12 protein-coding genes are annotated in these 14,664 nt (G+C 71.6%); 6 read left to right on the forward strand and 6 right to left on the reverse strand.

The genetic code is table 11. The features are described 5' to 3' along the window. Positions 1–12 precede the first annotated feature (12 nt). Positions 13–1,629: a tannase/feruloyl esterase family alpha/beta hydrolase gene (locus IE290_RS10435; protein WP_191244343.1), complete on the forward strand. Its 1,617-nt coding sequence runs from the start codon at positions 13–15 to the stop codon at positions 1,627–1,629. Positions 1,630–1,668: 39 nt separating this feature from the next. Beyond that, a complete protein-coding gene (locus tag IE290_RS10440) occupies positions 1,669–3,273 on the forward strand; it encodes a long-chain fatty acid--CoA ligase (protein WP_229874386.1) in 1,605 nt (534 codons plus the stop codon). A 117-nt stretch (positions 3,274–3,390) separates the two neighbouring features. Here the strand turns inward: IE290_RS10440 and IE290_RS10445 are convergent, their stop codons facing one another. The 3 genes from IE290_RS10445 to IE290_RS10455 are packed head-to-tail and all read right to left on the reverse strand — an operon-like array spanning position 3,391 to position 5,839. After that, positions 3,391–4,527, reverse strand: a complete 1,137-nt coding sequence (locus IE290_RS10445; RefSeq protein WP_191244345.1) for an acetyl-CoA acetyltransferase — start codon at positions 4,525–4,527, stop codon at positions 3,391–3,393. Continuing rightward, a complete protein-coding gene (locus IE290_RS10450; protein WP_191244346.1) occupies positions 4,527–4,946 on the reverse strand; it encodes a Zn-ribbon domain-containing OB-fold protein in 420 nt (139 codons plus the stop codon). The genes IE290_RS10445 and IE290_RS10450 overlap by 1 nt, the downstream gene beginning before the upstream one ends. Positions 4,947–4,966: 20 nt before the next feature. Next, entirely contained in the window at positions 4,967–5,839 is an 873-nt protein-coding gene (locus IE290_RS10455; RefSeq protein ID WP_191244347.1) for an SDR family NAD(P)-dependent oxidoreductase, read from the reverse strand. Positions 5,840–6,041: 202 nt separating this feature from the next. On the opposite strand from IE290_RS10455, the gene IE290_RS10460 reads away from it, so the two are divergent. Both IE290_RS10460 and IE290_RS10465 read left to right on the forward strand, forming a co-directional pair. Then, positions 6,042–6,893: a MaoC/PaaZ C-terminal domain-containing protein gene (locus IE290_RS10460; protein WP_191244348.1), complete on the forward strand. Its 852-nt coding sequence runs from the start codon at positions 6,042–6,044 to the stop codon at positions 6,891–6,893. A 53-nt stretch (positions 6,894–6,946) separates the two neighbouring features. After that, complete coding sequence (locus tag IE290_RS10465) at positions 6,947–8,266, forward strand: MFS transporter (RefSeq protein WP_191244349.1); 1,320 nt, start codon at positions 6,947–6,949, stop codon at positions 8,264–8,266. On the opposite strand, the gene IE290_RS10470 is transcribed toward IE290_RS10465, so the two are convergent. The 3 genes from IE290_RS10470 to IE290_RS10480 all read right to left on the reverse strand — a co-directional run bounded on the left by IE290_RS10470 (position 8,263) and on the right by IE290_RS10480 (position 11,210). Continuing rightward, positions 8,263–8,991, reverse strand: coding sequence for a hypothetical protein (locus IE290_RS10470; RefSeq protein ID WP_191244351.1), 729 nt, complete (start codon positions 8,989–8,991; stop codon positions 8,263–8,265). The two genes, IE290_RS10465 and IE290_RS10470, sit on opposite strands and share 4 nt — an antisense overlap. Positions 8,992–9,013: 22 nt before the next feature. After that, positions 9,014–10,483, reverse strand: a complete 1,470-nt coding sequence (locus IE290_RS10475; RefSeq protein WP_191244352.1) for an MFS transporter — start codon at positions 10,481–10,483, stop codon at positions 9,014–9,016. 118 nt (positions 10,484–10,601) lie between these two features. Further along, positions 10,602–11,210 (reverse strand): TetR/AcrR family transcriptional regulator, encoded by a 609-nt coding sequence (locus tag IE290_RS10480; RefSeq protein ID WP_191244353.1) that lies wholly within the window; start codon positions 11,208–11,210, stop codon positions 10,602–10,604. A gap of 149 nt (positions 11,211–11,359) precedes the next feature. On the opposite strand from IE290_RS10480, the gene IE290_RS10485 reads away from it, so the two are divergent. Beyond that, positions 11,360–12,532, forward strand: coding sequence for an acyl-CoA dehydrogenase family protein (locus tag IE290_RS10485; protein ID WP_191244354.1), 1,173 nt, complete (start codon positions 11,360–11,362; stop codon positions 12,530–12,532). Between the two features lie 4 nt (positions 12,533–12,536). Further along, positions 12,537–14,627, forward strand: a complete 2,091-nt coding sequence (locus IE290_RS10490; RefSeq protein ID WP_191244355.1) for an acetate--CoA ligase family protein — start codon at positions 12,537–12,539, stop codon at positions 14,625–14,627. Positions 14,628–14,664: the final 37 nt, after the last annotated feature.

The following is a 14,664-nucleotide window of genomic DNA, read 5'->3' on the forward strand; positions in this document are numbered from 1 at the left end:
GAGGAGGAGAGTATGCGCAGAACGACAGCTGTGCTGGCGGCCATGGTCGTGCTCGCGGGAACCGCCGGATTCCCCGCGGCCACCGCGGGACAACCGACCACACCGGCGTGCGTCCGGCTGGACGGGATGGACATCCCGGCCCCGGTGATGAGCCTGCCGACCACCGGCGGTCACGTCACGTCGGCCTCGGTGCAGACCAATGGCGACACGACCTACTGCCGGGTCGACGCGGACATCTTCCCCGTCGACCCGGCCGCGCCCGCCATCAAGATGCGCGTGGCGCTGCCCTACGACTGGAACCGCAAGGGGATGATGTTCGGCGGTGGCGGCTACAACGGCACCATTCCCGACCTGACCGCCAACGTGCCGTTCGGCCCGGTGGACCAGCCGGCCCCGCTGGCCCGGGGATACGCGGTGTTCGCCGGCGACTCCGGCCACCAGCAGAGCCCGGCCGCGCCTCCGTCGCTGGACGGGTCGTTCGGCGTGAACGACGAGGCGTTGCACAACTTCGCCGCCGGGGACGCGCTCAAGAAGACGCGTGACGCGAGCCTGTACCTCATCCGGCACGCCTACCGCGCGAAGCCCGCCGAGGTCTACTTCGCCGGCGGTTCGACCGGGGGCCGCGAAGCCCTCGTCGTCGCGCAACGGTGGCCGGAGGCGTTCGACGGCGTGATCTCCGCCTACCCCGCCTGGAACAACCTCGCCGAGGTCCTGTACCTGGGGTACCTGACGCAGATCCTGGCCCGCCCCGGCGCCTTCCCCGGGCCGGCGAAGCAGACGCTGCTCTACACCAGCGTCGTCGACGCCTGCGACGGCCTGGACGGCGTCGAGGACGGGGTCGTCTCGAACCCGGGCGGCTGTCGTTTCGATCCGCACGCGCTTCGCTGCCCGGGCGGCGCCGACACCGGGGTGACCTGCCTGTCGGACCCGCAGATCGCCGCCGTGATCGCCATGTCCTCCCCGTTCGAGTGGCCGTACCGGGTCGCCAGTGGCGAGACCCGGTACCCGGGCTTCCCCTTCCTCTCCGGCGCGGACATGCGGACCCCGTTCCTCGGCTTCGGCACCACCGCGCCGGCCGATCCCATGCCGGTGACGAGCGGCTACGGGATGCAGTACTGGGACCAGTGGGTCAAGTACTTCCTGACCCGCGATCCGGGGCACAACGCGCTCGCCGTGGATCCCCGCGACCCCGGCGAGTGGCTCGACCGGATCAGCCGGCTGTCCACGATCCAGGACCGCAACGACGTGGATCTCCGCCGGTTCGCCGCCTCGGGCGGCAAGCTGATCCTGCTCCACGGCGCCGCGGACGAGCTGGTCTCCGACCGCTCGACGAGCGACTACTACCAGCGGGTGCGCGACGAACTCGGCCCACGGTCCACCGAACGGTTCCTGCGGTACTACCTGGTTCCCGGAGCCAACCACGCCAACGCCGGCGCACCGGCCTTCGCCGCGGGCTGGGACTCGCTGTCCGCCCTGGAACGCTGGGTCGAAAAAGGACAGTCCCCGGAGGATCAGGTCGTCACCGACACGCGGCACCACCGCACCCGTCCGCTGTGTGAATACCCGGAGTGGCCGCGCTACCGCGCCGGTGACCCGGATCGCGCGTCCAGTTTCGTGTGCACCCGCTGAAAAGTTCCCCGACACCGAAGGTTCCCCATGCTCGGCTTGATGCAAGACCGTCCCCTGTCCCTGCCGCACGTCTTCCGGCGCGTGGAACGCCAGTTCGGGCACAAGACCGTGGTGTCCGGCCGCGTCGGCGGGGAAACGACGATGACCTGGGCGCAGGTGTGCGCGCGGGTGCGGCGCCTGGCCGCCGCCCTGGACGAGCTCGGCGTGCCGGCCGGCGCGCGCGTGGGCACGTTCGCCTGGAACAGCCACCGGCACGTCGAGCTCTATCTGGCCGTGCCCTGCACCGGACGGGTGCTGCACACCATCAACCACCGGCTGTTCGGCGAGCAGATCACCTACATCGTCAACGACGCCGCCGACGACGTGCTGTTCGTCGACCGCTCCATCCTGCCCGTCATCTGGCCCCTGGCGGGCACCTTCACCACCGTGCGCGCGGTGGTGGTGATGGACGACGGGAGCGACGCCGAAATCCCGGACGACGACCGCGTCGTCGACTACGAAGACCTGCTCGGCCGGGCCGGTGACACCGGCGGCGAGTTCACCGTCGACGACGAGAACACCGCCGCCGCGTTGTGCTACACCTCCGGCACCACCGGCGATCCCAAGGGGGTGCTCTACAGCCACCGCTCGGTGGTGCTGCACGCCGCGTTGTTGCTGATGGTGGACACCTTCGGCATCAACGAGCGCGACGTGGTGATGCCGATCGTGCCGATGTTCCACGTCAACGCCTGGGGTCTGCCCTACAGCGCCATGCTGTGCGGGGCCGACCTCGTGCTCCCCGGACCGGCGATGAGCCCACCGGAGCTGGCGGGCATGCTCGCCCGGCACAAGGTCACCTTCGGGGCGGCGGTCGCCACGATCTGGCGCGGCCTGCTCCCCCTGCTCGGCCGGCACGACTTCTCCGCGGTGCGCCAGATCGTGTCCGGTGGCGGCGCGGTGGACGAGGCGCTCACGCGTGCCTACCAGGAGGCCATCGGCGTGCCGCTGACCAACGCCTGGGGCATGACCGAAACCAGCCCGGTGGTCACCACCTCCCGGATCGCCACCGTCCACGACGGATGCACGCCCGAGCAGCAGCGGGCGCTGCTCGCCACGCCCGGGCCGGCCGTCCCGCTGACCGAGGTCCGCATCGTCGGCGACGACGGGCGCGAGGCGCCGTGGGACGGCCAGAGCCCCGGGGAGCTGCAGGTCAGCGGCCCGACGATCGCCGCCCGCTACTTCGGGGCGCACCCCGGAACGGGCGCCTTCACCGGGGACGGGTGGCTGCGCACCGGGGACGTGGCCACCATCGACCGCCACGGTTACGTGCGCATCGTCGACCGCACCAAGGACCTCGTGAAGTCGGGAGGTGAGTGGATCTCCTCCGTCGAGCTGGAGAACGCGATCATGGAACACGCCGGGGTCGCCGAGGCCGCCGTGATCGGGGTCGCCGACGACAAATGGGGCGAACGCCCGGTGGCGTGCGTGGTGCCCGCCGCCGGGGCCACGCTCACCGCCGAGGCCGTCCGGGAGCACCTCCGCGGCCGCGTGGCCTCCTGGTGGCTGCCCGACCAGGTGTTCTTCCTCGACGAGATCCCCAAGACCGCCACGGGGAAGTTCGCCAAACAGCGGCTCCGCTCCCAATACACGCCAACCACCCGCTAACCACCGGCCGGCGACGCAAGAAGACCGACTACGCCCCAGACCTCCCCCGCCCCCGATCCACAGCCGATCTGTGGTCAAGGAGCGGGGGCGGGGGAGGTCGGCACCCGAGGTGCCCGTTCACGCCGTCCGGTTGCTCAGCACCAGCGTGCCCGCCGCCATGAACATGCCGCCGTTGCCCTGCACCACGCTGATCTCCACGCCGGGCACCTGCGCCGCGGCCTGGCCGCGCAGCTGCCGCACCGATTCCTGGATCAGGAACATCCCGTACATCCCCGTGTGGGTGTAGGACAGGCCGCCCCCGTTGGTGTTCATCGGCAGGCGGCCGCCCGGTTCGGTGTGGCCCTCGGCGATGAACGCGCCGGCCTCGCCGCGGGGGAGGAAACCCAGGTCCTCCAGGCCGTAGATCGGGACGTGCGCGAACGCGTCGTAGATCATCAGGTGGTCCACGTCGCCGTGGGTGATGCCGGCTTCGGCGAACGCCTCGGCGCTGGAGCGTCGGAACGCGGCCGACGTGGTGAAGTCGGCCATCTGCGAGATCAGCGGCGATTCGAACGTCTCCCCGGTCCCGAGGATGTGCACCGGCGGCTGCGGCAGGTCCCGGGCCCGCTGGGCGGAGGTGATCACCAGCGCCCCGCCGCCGTCGGTGACCAGGCAGCACTCCAGCAGGTGCAGCGGGTAGGAGATCATCCGCGACGCCAGCACGTCCTCGACCGTGATGGGGTCGCGGTAGCGGGCCCGCGGGTTGCGCGCCGCCCACTTCCGCTGCGCCACGGCGACCGAGGCCAGCTGTTCGGCGGTCAGCCCGAACTCCTTCATGTACCGCAGCAGCGGGATGGTGAACATGCTCGGCGGGCCGGTCACCCCGTACGGCACCTCGAACTGGGCGTTCGGGCTCGACGCCGGGAACGCGCCGCGCGCCGCCCCGACCCGGGACTTGCCCGACTCGCCGTGGGTGACCAGCACGGTCGTGGCGTGCCCGGCCCGGATCGCCTCGACCGCGTGCCGCACGTGCAGCAGGAACGAGGTGCCGCCGACGCCGGTGCCGTCGATCCACCGCGGCCGGATGCCCAGCGCGTCCGCCACCTGGATCGGGCCGGGCGACGAGACACTGGCGATGCCGTCGATGTCCGACATCCGCAGCCCGGCGTCGGCCACCGCGTTGCGCGCGCCTTCCACGTGCAGCCGCATGGTGGAATGTCCGGGCAGCACGCCGATCTCGTCGGTCTCGGCCGCGCCCGCGATCACCACGTCCATCACCGCACCTCCGTCCCGGCCGGGGTGAACTGGGGAATCGTGACGTCACCGCGGGTTTCGAAGGTGACCCGCAGGTCCATGTCGAGCACCAGGTTGTCCGGGGTGTTGTCGATGCCGACGATGTTCGTCATCATCCGCGGCCCCTCCGCCAGCTGCACCACCGCGATCGCGTACGGCGCGTCCTGCTCGAAGCCGGGCGCCGGCCGGTGGGTGATGGTGTAGGAGTACAGCGTGGCCCGGCCGCTGGTGGTGAACCATTCCAGTGACGCCGAGGCGCAGAACGGGCAGCACGGGCGCGGGTAGAAGAACGGTTCGCCGCAGTCGAGGCAGCGCTGGATCCGCAGCTCGCCGCGGGCGGCCGCGTCGAAGAAGGGCTGGGTTTCCGGGGTGGGCACCGGAACGGGCTTTCGGCCGGGCATGTCTCTCCTCTGTGGACGGATCAGCGGCCGAGCAGCGGCCCGAAGGCCTGCTCGATCCGCGCGGCCAGGACGTCGGGGTCCCACGGTCCGGTGCCCACGATGCGGCTGACCGGTTCCGGGTTGTTGTAGAGCGCGACCTGGTAGCCGGCCGCGTGCAGGATCCGCCCGGTGATCCAGCCGGACCCTTCGCCGGCCAGGTAGGCCACCAGCGGGGCCACGTTGTCCGGCGAGTGCTCGTCGGCAGCGGGTGCGCGGCGCCGCTCGTCGGGGATGGACGCGGTCATCCGGGTGGCGGCGCCGGGCGAGACGGCGTTGACCGTGACGCCGTAGCGGGCCAGTGCGCGGGCGCTGGAATAGGTCAGGCCGACGATGCCCATCTTGGCCGCGGCGTAGTTGGGCTGGCCGGGCGCGCCGTGCAGGCCGGAGACGGAGGTGAAGTTGATGATCCGGTGGTGCGCGCCGCTCTCGCCCAGTGAGCGCCAGTGCGCGGCCGCGAACTTGGTGGTGTTGAACGTGCCCTTGAGGTGCACCCGGATCACGTCGTCCCACTCGCGCTCGGTCATGTTGAAGACCATCCGGTCGCGCAGGATGCCGGCCACGTTCACCAGCACGTCCAGGCGGCCGAACTCGGTGATCGCGGTGCCGACCAGCTTCTCCGCCGCCGCGTGGTCGGCGACGTCGGAGGTGTCGGCGACCGCCGTGCCGCCGGCGCCGGCGATCTCCTCGGCGACCGCGGCCGCGAGCGCGGTGTCGGCGCCCGAGCCGTCCAGCCCGGTGCCGAGATCGTTGACCACCACCTGCGCCCCTTCGCGGGCCAGCAGCTGCGCCACCGCCGCGCCGATCCCCCGGCCCGCTCCGGTCACGATCGCGACCCGTCCGTCCAGGCGTCCCATGCCGTCCCGCCTTCCGCCGCAAGTTTTAGAACTCGGTTCTGAAATGACCTTCGGCTCGGCGGGCGCGCTTGTCAAGTCTTGACACTGATCGTCGGCGGCGCCTCTAATAGACGAATTGAATTCTAGTATTCGTGTCCGGTCCACCTGGTCGTGAGACAACCCCGACGCGGCAACGGCGCCGCAGCGAGGAGAACACGGGCCCATGTCACTCAACCACGACGTGATCGGACTCGAGTCCGAGCCGGTGGACAAGAGCTGGAGCAGCACGGACACCCTGCTCTACGCACTCGGCGTCGGCGCCGGTCTGGACGACCCCACCGCCGAACTGGCCTTCACCACGGAGAACTCCGCCGGCATCGGGCAGCAGGTGCTGCCGACCTTCGCGGTACTGGCCGCGCAAGCGCCGGGACGGCGGGACCTCGGCGACTTCGACCGCGCGATGCTGGTGCACGCCGAGCAGTCCTTCGAACTGCACCGGCCGCTGCCGCCGTCGGGCACCGCACGCGTTTCGGCGACGGTGACCGGGATCTACGACAAGGGTTCCGGCGCGCTGGTGGTCAGCCAGGCCCGGGCGGTGGAGCCGGAGTCCGGGGACACCCTGGTCACCTCACGCAGCGCGGTCTTCATCCGCGGCGAAGGCGGGTTCGGCGGGCCGCGCGGCCCGGTGGCGGACTGGTCCGAGCCGGCGCGGCCGCCGGACCACCGCGTCACCTACCGGACCCGGCCAGAGCAGGCGCTGCTCTACCGGTTGTCCGGGGACCGCAACCCGCTGCACTCCGACCCGGTTTTCGCGGCGCGGGCCGGGTTCCCGCGGCCGATCCTGCACGGCCTGTGCACCTACGGGGTGACCGGTCGCGCGCTGCTGCACACGCTCGCCGGGTCCGATCCGGCGCGCTTCGCCGGGATGTCCGGCCGGTTCAGCGCGCCGGTGTTCCCCGGCGAGGCGCTCACGGTGTCGATCTGGGCCGAGGGCGAGAACGCGACGTTCCGCACCACCCGGGAGGACGGGACCGTGGTCATCGACCGGGGCACCGCCGTCATCCGGCCGGCCTGACCCGGGCCGGCGCCGCATCCAGACGGGCAAGTACGCACAGAAGGGTCGAGCCCATGAGGTTGTTGCCGATACGCGAACTGGACGAATATCCCACCGGCGCCCGCCGGATGCGGATCCTGACGATGGCCGTGCTCGCGATCCTCGTCGGGTCGTACGAGGCGCAGATCGCCCCCGTCGTCCCGCTGCTGCTCAAGGATCTGCACATGTCGCTGGCCACCTACGGGCTGGTGTCGGCGGCGGGGGTGCTGGCCGGGGCGCTGGCCTCCGCGGTCGGCGGCAGGCTGACCGACCACCTGGGGCGGGTGCGCCTGCTGGTGCCGCTGATGTTCTGCACCGCGGTGTGCTGCTTCCTGATGGTCACCGTGCACTCCCCCACCCAGCTGCTGCTGGTCCGCATCGTGCTTTCCATTGTGGACGGTATGGCGATGGCGGGCACCGCACCGCTGGTGCGCGACTTCTCGCCGCGGATGGGGCGTGCTCAGGCGTTCGGGTTCTGGACCTGGGGCCCGGTCGGGGCGAACTTCCTGGCCGCCGCGGTCGCCGGCGCCACGCTGCCGTTGTTCGACGACAACTGGCGGTCGCAGTTCGTGATCATGGGCGCGTTCTCGCTGGTGATCTCGGTGGTGATCATGTTCAACATCGCGGACTTGTCTCCCGAGCTGCGGGCTCGCATCCAGCAGAGCGAGCGGCAGGCCATCGACGTCGGACGGGCCGATCCGCCGCGGGCCAGGGACCTGTTCCGGCACCGCAACATCTGGGCGCACGTCATCGGCATCTCGCTGTGGCTGGTGATGTACATGACGCTGTCACTGTTCGGCCAGACGATGCTGGCCGCCGCGTTCGAGCTGTCGGCGTCCACCGCGTCCGGGATCATGTCCGCGTTCTGGGTGCTCAACCTGCTCACGCTGGTGGTGATCGGGCGGGTGTCGGACCGGTTGCAGCTGCGCAAGCCCATCTGCATCGCCGGTTCGGTGGTGGCCGTGCTGGTCACCGGTTACCTGATCCTGCTCATGGGCGACCCGGGCGTGTCCCACGTGCACCTGATGATCACCGGGGCCCTGCTCGGCGGGGCGCTCGGTGTCGCGTACGGCCCGTGGATGGCGAACTACTCCGAAGACGCCGAGGACGTCGACCCGCGTCTGCAGGGCAGCGCGTGGGGTCTCTACGGCGCGCTGTCGAAGGTGATGGCGGTGGTGGTGCTGTTCGTGATCCCGCACCTGGTGGAGGCGGCGGGCTGGCGGACGTGGCTGGGGATCGCGGCGTTGTGCCTGCTGCTGTTCATCCCCGCGGCCTTCGCCTTCCACGGCCCGTGGCGGGCGCACCGGGGCCGTGCCGTGGTGACGACCTCGTCGCTGGAGCGCACGGCGAACTAGCGGGGCAGGAGCCCGCCGGGGTCGGCCCTGCCGGCCCCGGCGCTCAGGCCGAGCAGGATGTCGTCGAGGGAGAACGTGGCCACCAGCGCCTGGTGCAGGGTCTTGAGCTGCGTGCGGATCTCGGCGAGCTGCTCCTGCGGCCGGTGCACGGCCAGGTAGCGGGAGATGTTCTCGCGCGCCTCGGGGGTCAGCGGCCGCCGCAGGTCCAGCCCCTCCGGTTCGGTCCTGGGCCGCACGGGCTCCATCAGGCCGACGAACGTGGTGACCGGGTCGTGGCCCGGGTAGAGGCCGAGGGCCGGTGCCTCCGGCAGCATCCGGCGGGCCAGGGCGGACCGCAGATCGTTGATCCGGCTCGACTTCCGCCACAGGACGCGCTTGAGGCGCCCGTAGGCGTCGGGGTCGAGTGCGGCCAGACAGCCACCGAGGCGCGTCAGCTCCGCGTTCAGCAGGCTGAAGTTGCCGCTCTGCTCCGCCAGGGTGGCGTACAGGTGATCGATCCACCAGCTCTGCGTGCGCGGGTGGTCGCGCTCCTGGTCGCTCATCGTGGCGGCCTCCGAGAGCAGTCCCACCAGGTGCTCCCCGGTGTCGAGGATCCGGTGCGCGCGCAGGTAGAGCCCGAACAGCTCGGCGCCGAGGGCGTTGCGCTTCGCGTCCTTGCGCGCGGTCAGCGCCTTCGGCGTGATCGCCAGGACGGCGTCCAGGATCGCTTTGAAGAACTCCAGCACGATGGCCCCCCGGGTGTGTCGGTCAGCCCACCGTAGTCCGGTCGGGCGTGCGCCGGTTCGCGGTGGTCCGGCCCCCGACCGAGATCAGCACCGCCACCGCCGAGATCGCCGTCATCACGCCGAGTGCCAGCCGGTAGCCGGTGACCAGCAGGCCGACCTCCGCCGGGTGCAGCCGGGACAGCGTGCCGGCGAACACCGACGGCCGCAGCGCCGCCGGGAGCGGGCTGGTCACCAGCGACAGGGCGAGCGCGGTGCTCATGACCACGCCGGTGTTCTGCACCATCAGCCGCATGGCGTTGACGATGCCGACGCGGTGCGACGGGAGCTCGTCCAGCAGGGCCGTGGTGTTGGCGGGCATGAACATCCCGGAACCCGCGCCGATGAGGACCAGTGCGACGCAGACCGGCGCGTAGGAGCCGTCCGCGGAGACGAAGGCCAGCAGCACCGCCAGGCCCGCGGTGCCGGTCGCGGTGCCGAGCGCGGCCACGGCCCGCGCGCTCATCCGCGCGTGCAGCGGCCCGGCGCAGGCCGAGGCGATCATCGCCGCCACCGACAACGGCAGCACCTTCAGCCCGGCCGACACCGGGTCCTCGCCGTGCACCGCCTGGTAGAACAGCGCGACCAGCAGTACCACGGCCATCCTCGCCACGGTGTTGAGGAACGAGGCGAGCAGTCCCAGGGCGAACACGCGATCGGCGAACAGGCGGACGTCGACCACGGGGTGTGGGCTGCGCCGTTCCACCACCGCGAACACCGGCACGAGCACGGCGAACAGCGCCACCCCGGCCAGCACGACCGGGTCCGTCCAGCCGCGCTCGCCGGCCTGGGACAGCCCGAACAGCAGCCCGCCTAGTGAGACCAGCACCAGCAGGTTGCCGGGCAGGTCGATGCCCCGGTCCGGCCCGGCGCCCCCGCTCCGGCGCAGCGTCGCCGCTCCCCAGGCCAGGCAGGCGAGGCCGAGCGGGACGTTGAACCAGAACACCCACTGCCACCCGAACCGGTGGGTAAGGAACCCGCCGAGCGTGGGACCGATCAGCTGGGCGACGGAGAACGACGCGATGTAGATGCCCATGCCGCGGCCGAGGTGGCGGCGTGGGAAGGCGTCGGTGAGGATCGCGGCGCTGTTGGTCAGCAGCATCGCCCCGCCGGCGGCCTGCACCACCCGCAGCCCGACCAGCCACCACGCGCCGGGCGAGAACCCCAGCAGCAGGCTGGCCCCGGTGTAGGTGGCCAGCCCGCACAGGTACAGCGTGCGGCGCCCGAACAGGTCCGCCAGCCGTCCGAACACGACCATCAGCACGGTGTTGGCGAGCATGAACGACAGCAGCATCCAGCTGGCGGCCGCGGCGCCGGCGTCGAAGTGCCGGACCACCTCGGGCAGCGCGACGTTGAGGGAACTGCTGCCCAGTGCGGTCACGATGCTCGCCATGCTCACCACGGACAGCGCCCGCCAGGCGTAGCGGAGCCGCTCCCGTTCGGCCGGTTCGGACATGGCTGCGCCTCCCGAGGTAATCCTAGAATCTCATTCGATACTAGGCAGCCACCACGGGCCGCGGACTCCCGCAAACGGGTTGATCACCGCCGAGGAGCCGGGATGTCCACTCCGGACCTCAGACGTCCAGCGGGTTGAGCCGGCGGATGAGCACGATCGCGGCCTCGGCGATCCGGTTGGCCTCGCGCTTGGACGACGACGTGGCGATCTCGCGGCCGGCCTCGCCGATGATGCTGGTCAGCACGGCGACGGTGAGCCGGTCGACCGAGCTGGTGCCGGCGCCGAGCAGCACCGCGTTCTGCCGGACCCACTCCCGGCCGCGGGTGCGGCGGATCAGCTCGAACCCGGGCGGGCCGCCGCCGTCCATGAACAGCCGGGACAGGTCGCGGCGCTGCCACGAGCCCTCGAGGAAGGCGCGGGCGCCCACGATGAACAGCTCCAGCGGGTCCTCTTCGCCGTTCGCGCGCGCCTTGGCGACCGCGGCCGCGGCCGCGTGCTCGTGCGCGGACTGGTGGTCCTCCCACAGCGCGAGGAACAGCTCGGTCTTGCCGCCGAAGTGGTGGTAGAGGCTGCCGACGCTGGAGTCGGCGCGCCGGACCACCTCGGCGATGCTGGCGTCGGCGAAGCCCTGCTCGCAGAAGACCTCACGGGCGGCACCCAGCATCACCCGCCGGGTCTCCGCGGTCCGGCTCCACTGCCAGGCGTTCCCGCTCGCCTTGCGTGCCATCCGCGCCTCCTCGCTGTCGCCGAACAGGTTACCGGACAGGTTCGCGTGATGGTCTTGACACGCACCGCGTCCGGCACGCAGTCTGAACATCTTCCTAGAGTTCGGTTCTAGAAATTCACCCGCCGGACATCGCAGAGAGGACCGCGTCGATGGTCGACTTCTCGCTCAGCACCGAGGAACGCCAGATCCGCGACACCGTACGGACATTCGTCAACCGCGAGGTGATCCCGCTCGAACCGGAGGTCCTGCGCAACGAGCGCGCCGGGCGTCCGGGGCTGGACCCCGGCGTGCTGACCGAGCTGCGGGCCAAGGCCCGCAAAGCCGGGTTCTGGGGCGTGAACACGCCCGAGGAGTACGGCGGGATGAACCTGGGCGCGGTGATGGCCGCGATCGTCGCCATGGAGACCGGGCGCACGTTCGTCCCGTTCAGCTTCGGCGGCACCGCGGACAACATCCTCTACTTCGCCAACGAGGAGCAGAAGCAGCGCTACCTCATCCCGACGATCGAGGGCGAGCGCCGGTCCTGCTTCGCGATCACCGAGCCGGGTGCGGGGTCCGACGCGCGCAACATCCGGACCCGCGCGGTGCGCGACGGCGGTGACTGGGTGATCAACGGCGAGAAGGTGTTCATCACCGGCGGCAACGAGGCCGACTTCGTGATGGTGTTCGCCGTGACCGATCCGGACAAGGGCGCGAACGGGGGCGTGACCTGCTTCCTGGCCGACCGCGACATGGGCTGGAAGTCCGAGCCGATCCCCACCATGGGGCAGTGGGGCCCGGCCTCGCTGGTGTTCGACAACGTGCGGGTGCCGGCCGCGAACGTGCTCGGCGAGGTCGGCCGCGGTTTCGAGCTGGCGATGCGCTGGATCGGGCAGGGCCGCTACCTCATCCCGGCCCGCGCGATCGGCTCGGCCGAGCGGATGCTGCAGATGGCGATCGACTACGCGAAGATCCGGCATTCGATGGGCCGCCCGATCGCCGACTACCAGGCCATCCAGTGGCAGATCGCGGACTCCCAGGTGGAGATCGAGTCGACCAAGTGGCTCACGCTGTACGCGGCCTGGCGGGTGGAGACCGGCCTGGACGCGCGTCACGCCTCCTCGATCGCGAAGCTGCACGGGGCGCTGATGGCCAACCAGGTGGTGGACCGGGTGCTGCAGATCCACGGCGGCATGGGTTACACCAAGGAACTGCCGATCGAACGGTGGTACCGGGAGCTGCGGCTGCTGCGCATCTTCGAGGGCACCGACGAGATCCAGCGCCGCACCATCGCCCGCAACCTGCTGAAGGGGCACGCGCGCCTCGGCGGGATCGGGGAGTGACCGGATGACACGCTCGCTGCTCGAGCTGTTCCGCCCCAGCTCCATCGCGCTCGTCGGCGCCACCGACAAGTCCGGGTGGTCCCTGTCGACCTTCCAGAACCTGCGGGACCACCAGTTCGCGGGCAAGGTGTACCTGGTCAACCCGCGCACCGAGGTGGTGCACGGCGAGACCGCCCACCGCAGCCTGACCGACATCGGTGAGCCGGTCGACCTGGCCTTCGTCATGGTGCCCACGACCGCGGTGCTGTCCGTGCTGCGGGAGGGCGCCGGGCTGGGCATCCGCAACTACGTCGTGCTCACCGCCGGGTTCGGCGAGACCGGGCCGGCGGGCAAACGGCTCGAGGACGAGATCGTGGCCTTCGCGGTCGAGCACGGGCTGACCGTGCTGGGCCCCAACGGCAACGGCTACATCAACGCCGCGGGCCGGACCACGCCCTACGGCCTGCCCATCCCCGCGCCGCTGCAGTCCGGCCCGGTGGGCGTCGTGCTGCAGAGCGGCGCGCTGGCCAGTTCGGTGCTGTCCTTCGCCCAGGCCCGCAACGTCGGGCTGAGCCTGCTCACGTCGATGGGCAACGAGGCGATGGTCTCGGTGACCGACGTGATGTCCTACCTGGTGGACGACCCGGACACCAAGGTGATCGCGTTGTTCCTGGAGTCGGTGCGGCACCCCGCGGAGTTCGCCCGGGTCTGCCTGCGCGCCGCCCGCGCCGGGAAACCCGTGGTCGCGCTGAAGATCGGCACCAGCGCGCTGGCCTCGCACACCGCGCAGGCGCACACCGGCGCGCTGGTCGGCGACGACCGGGTGATCGACGCGGCGTTCCGCCGGTTCGGGGTGGTCCGCGTGCATTCGCTGGAGGACCTGATCATCACCGCCGGCCTGCTGGCTTCGGTGGGCCGGGTCGACGGGCGGCGGCTCGGCGTGGTGACGCCCTCGGGTGGGGCGTCGGAGATCATCGCCGACCGGGCCGAGCAGGAGGGCCTGGAGCTGCCCGCGTTCGCGCCGTCGACGGTCGAGCGGCTGGCGGCGATCGTGCCGGATTTCGCGACCGTGCAGAACCCGCTGGACGTGACGGGGTACGTGGTGGTGGACCGGACCCTGCTCGGCCGGGCGCTGGAGGTGGTGGCGCAGGACCCGGGGATCGACGCGGTGCTGCTGCTCAACGACCTGCCCCGGGTGGCGCCGGCCGATCCGTCGGTGACGCTGCAGATCGCCGGGGCGACCGCCGAGCGGATTCGCCGGTCGCGCGTGCCGGTGGTCGTGGTCAGCAACGTCCTCGCCGACATCACCGAGTTCGGCCGGTACGTACAGGCGCAGACCGGGTTCCCGCACGTGGCGGGCGGGATCGAGCACGGCATGACCGCGATCGGCAACGTGGTGCGGTGGTCGGAGGCGGTGCGCCAGGTGCGGGACGTGGCGCCGGCCGCGGAACCGGCGCCGGCCGGGCCGGGCGAGGTCTGGGCCGAGCACCGGTCGGCGCGGCTGCTCGCCGGGCACGGCATCCCGGTGGTGCCCGCCGAACTGGCCGCGGACGAGGCCGAAGCGGTCGCCGCGGCCGAGCGGTTCGGGTACCCGGTGGTGCTCAAGGCCGCGGCGGAGGGGCTCGGGCACAAGAGCGACATCGGCGGCGTGCGGCTGGGGCTGACCGGGCCGGACGAGGTGCGGGCGGCGCACCGCGAGGTGGTCGCCGCGCTGCGTGCACACGGCCATGCGGACGCGGCCACCCTGGTCCAGCCGCAGCGGCGGGGCGGGGTGGAACTGCTGGTCGGCGTGGTGCGTGATCCGGCGTGGGGCCTGACCATGGCGATCGGGCTGGGCGGGGTGTGGGTGGAGGTCCTGCGGGACACCGCGCTGCGGCTGCTGCCGGTCACCCCGGAGGACGTGCGTGCGGCGCTGGCCGAGCTGCGCGGGTACGGCCTGCTGACCGGCGCGCGCGGCGCGGAGCCGGCCGACCTCGGGCGGCTGTCGGAGGTGATCGCGCGCATCGGCGAGGTGGCCGTGGAGCTGGGCCCGCGGCTGTCCGCGCTCGAGGTGAACCCGCTGCTGGTGGCCGGGTCCCGGGTGGAGGCGCTGGACGCGTTGGTCACCTGGGCGTGACCGGCCGTGGTCGTCTCAGATCGAGACAGCCGGTGCC

This window comes from Amycolatopsis deserti (assembly GCF_014653945.1).
Classification (GTDB): domain Bacteria; phylum Actinomycetota; class Actinomycetes; order Mycobacteriales; family Pseudonocardiaceae; genus Amycolatopsis_E; species Amycolatopsis_E deserti.

Bases quoted from the DNA above. Each gene is read 5' to 3' on its own strand.
- IE290_RS10485 (WP_191244354.1), top strand. From the start codon at position 11,360: ATGGTCGACTTCTCGCTCAGCACCGAGGAACGCCAGATCCGCGACACC.
- IE290_RS10480 (WP_191244353.1), bottom strand. From the start codon at position 11,210: ATGGCACGCAAGGCGAGCGGGAACGCCTGGCAGTGGAGCCGGACCGCG.
- IE290_RS10455 (WP_191244347.1), bottom strand. From the start codon at position 5,839: ATGGGACGCCTGGACGGACGGGTCGCGATCGTGACCGGAGCGGGCCGG.
- IE290_RS10460 (WP_191244348.1), top strand. From the start codon at position 6,042: ATGTCACTCAACCACGACGTGATCGGACTCGAGTCCGAGCCGGTGGAC.
- IE290_RS10445 (WP_191244345.1), bottom strand. From the start codon at position 4,527: ATGGACGTGGTGATCGCGGGCGCGGCCGAGACCGACGAGATCGGCGTG.
- IE290_RS10440 (WP_229874386.1), top strand. From the start codon at position 1,669: ATGCAAGACCGTCCCCTGTCCCTGCCGCACGTCTTCCGGCGCGTGGAA.
- IE290_RS10435 (WP_191244343.1), top strand. From the start codon at position 13: ATGCGCAGAACGACAGCTGTGCTGGCGGCCATGGTCGTGCTCGCGGGA.
- IE290_RS10490 (WP_191244355.1), top strand. From the start codon at position 12,537: ATGACACGCTCGCTGCTCGAGCTGTTCCGCCCCAGCTCCATCGCGCTC.
- IE290_RS10465 (WP_191244349.1), top strand. From the start codon at position 6,947: ATGAGGTTGTTGCCGATACGCGAACTGGACGAATATCCCACCGGCGCC.
- IE290_RS10450 (WP_191244346.1), bottom strand. From the start codon at position 4,946: ATGCCCGGCCGAAAGCCCGTTCCGGTGCCCACCCCGGAAACCCAGCCC.
- IE290_RS10475 (WP_191244352.1), bottom strand. From the start codon at position 10,483: ATGTCCGAACCGGCCGAACGGGAGCGGCTCCGCTACGCCTGGCGGGCG.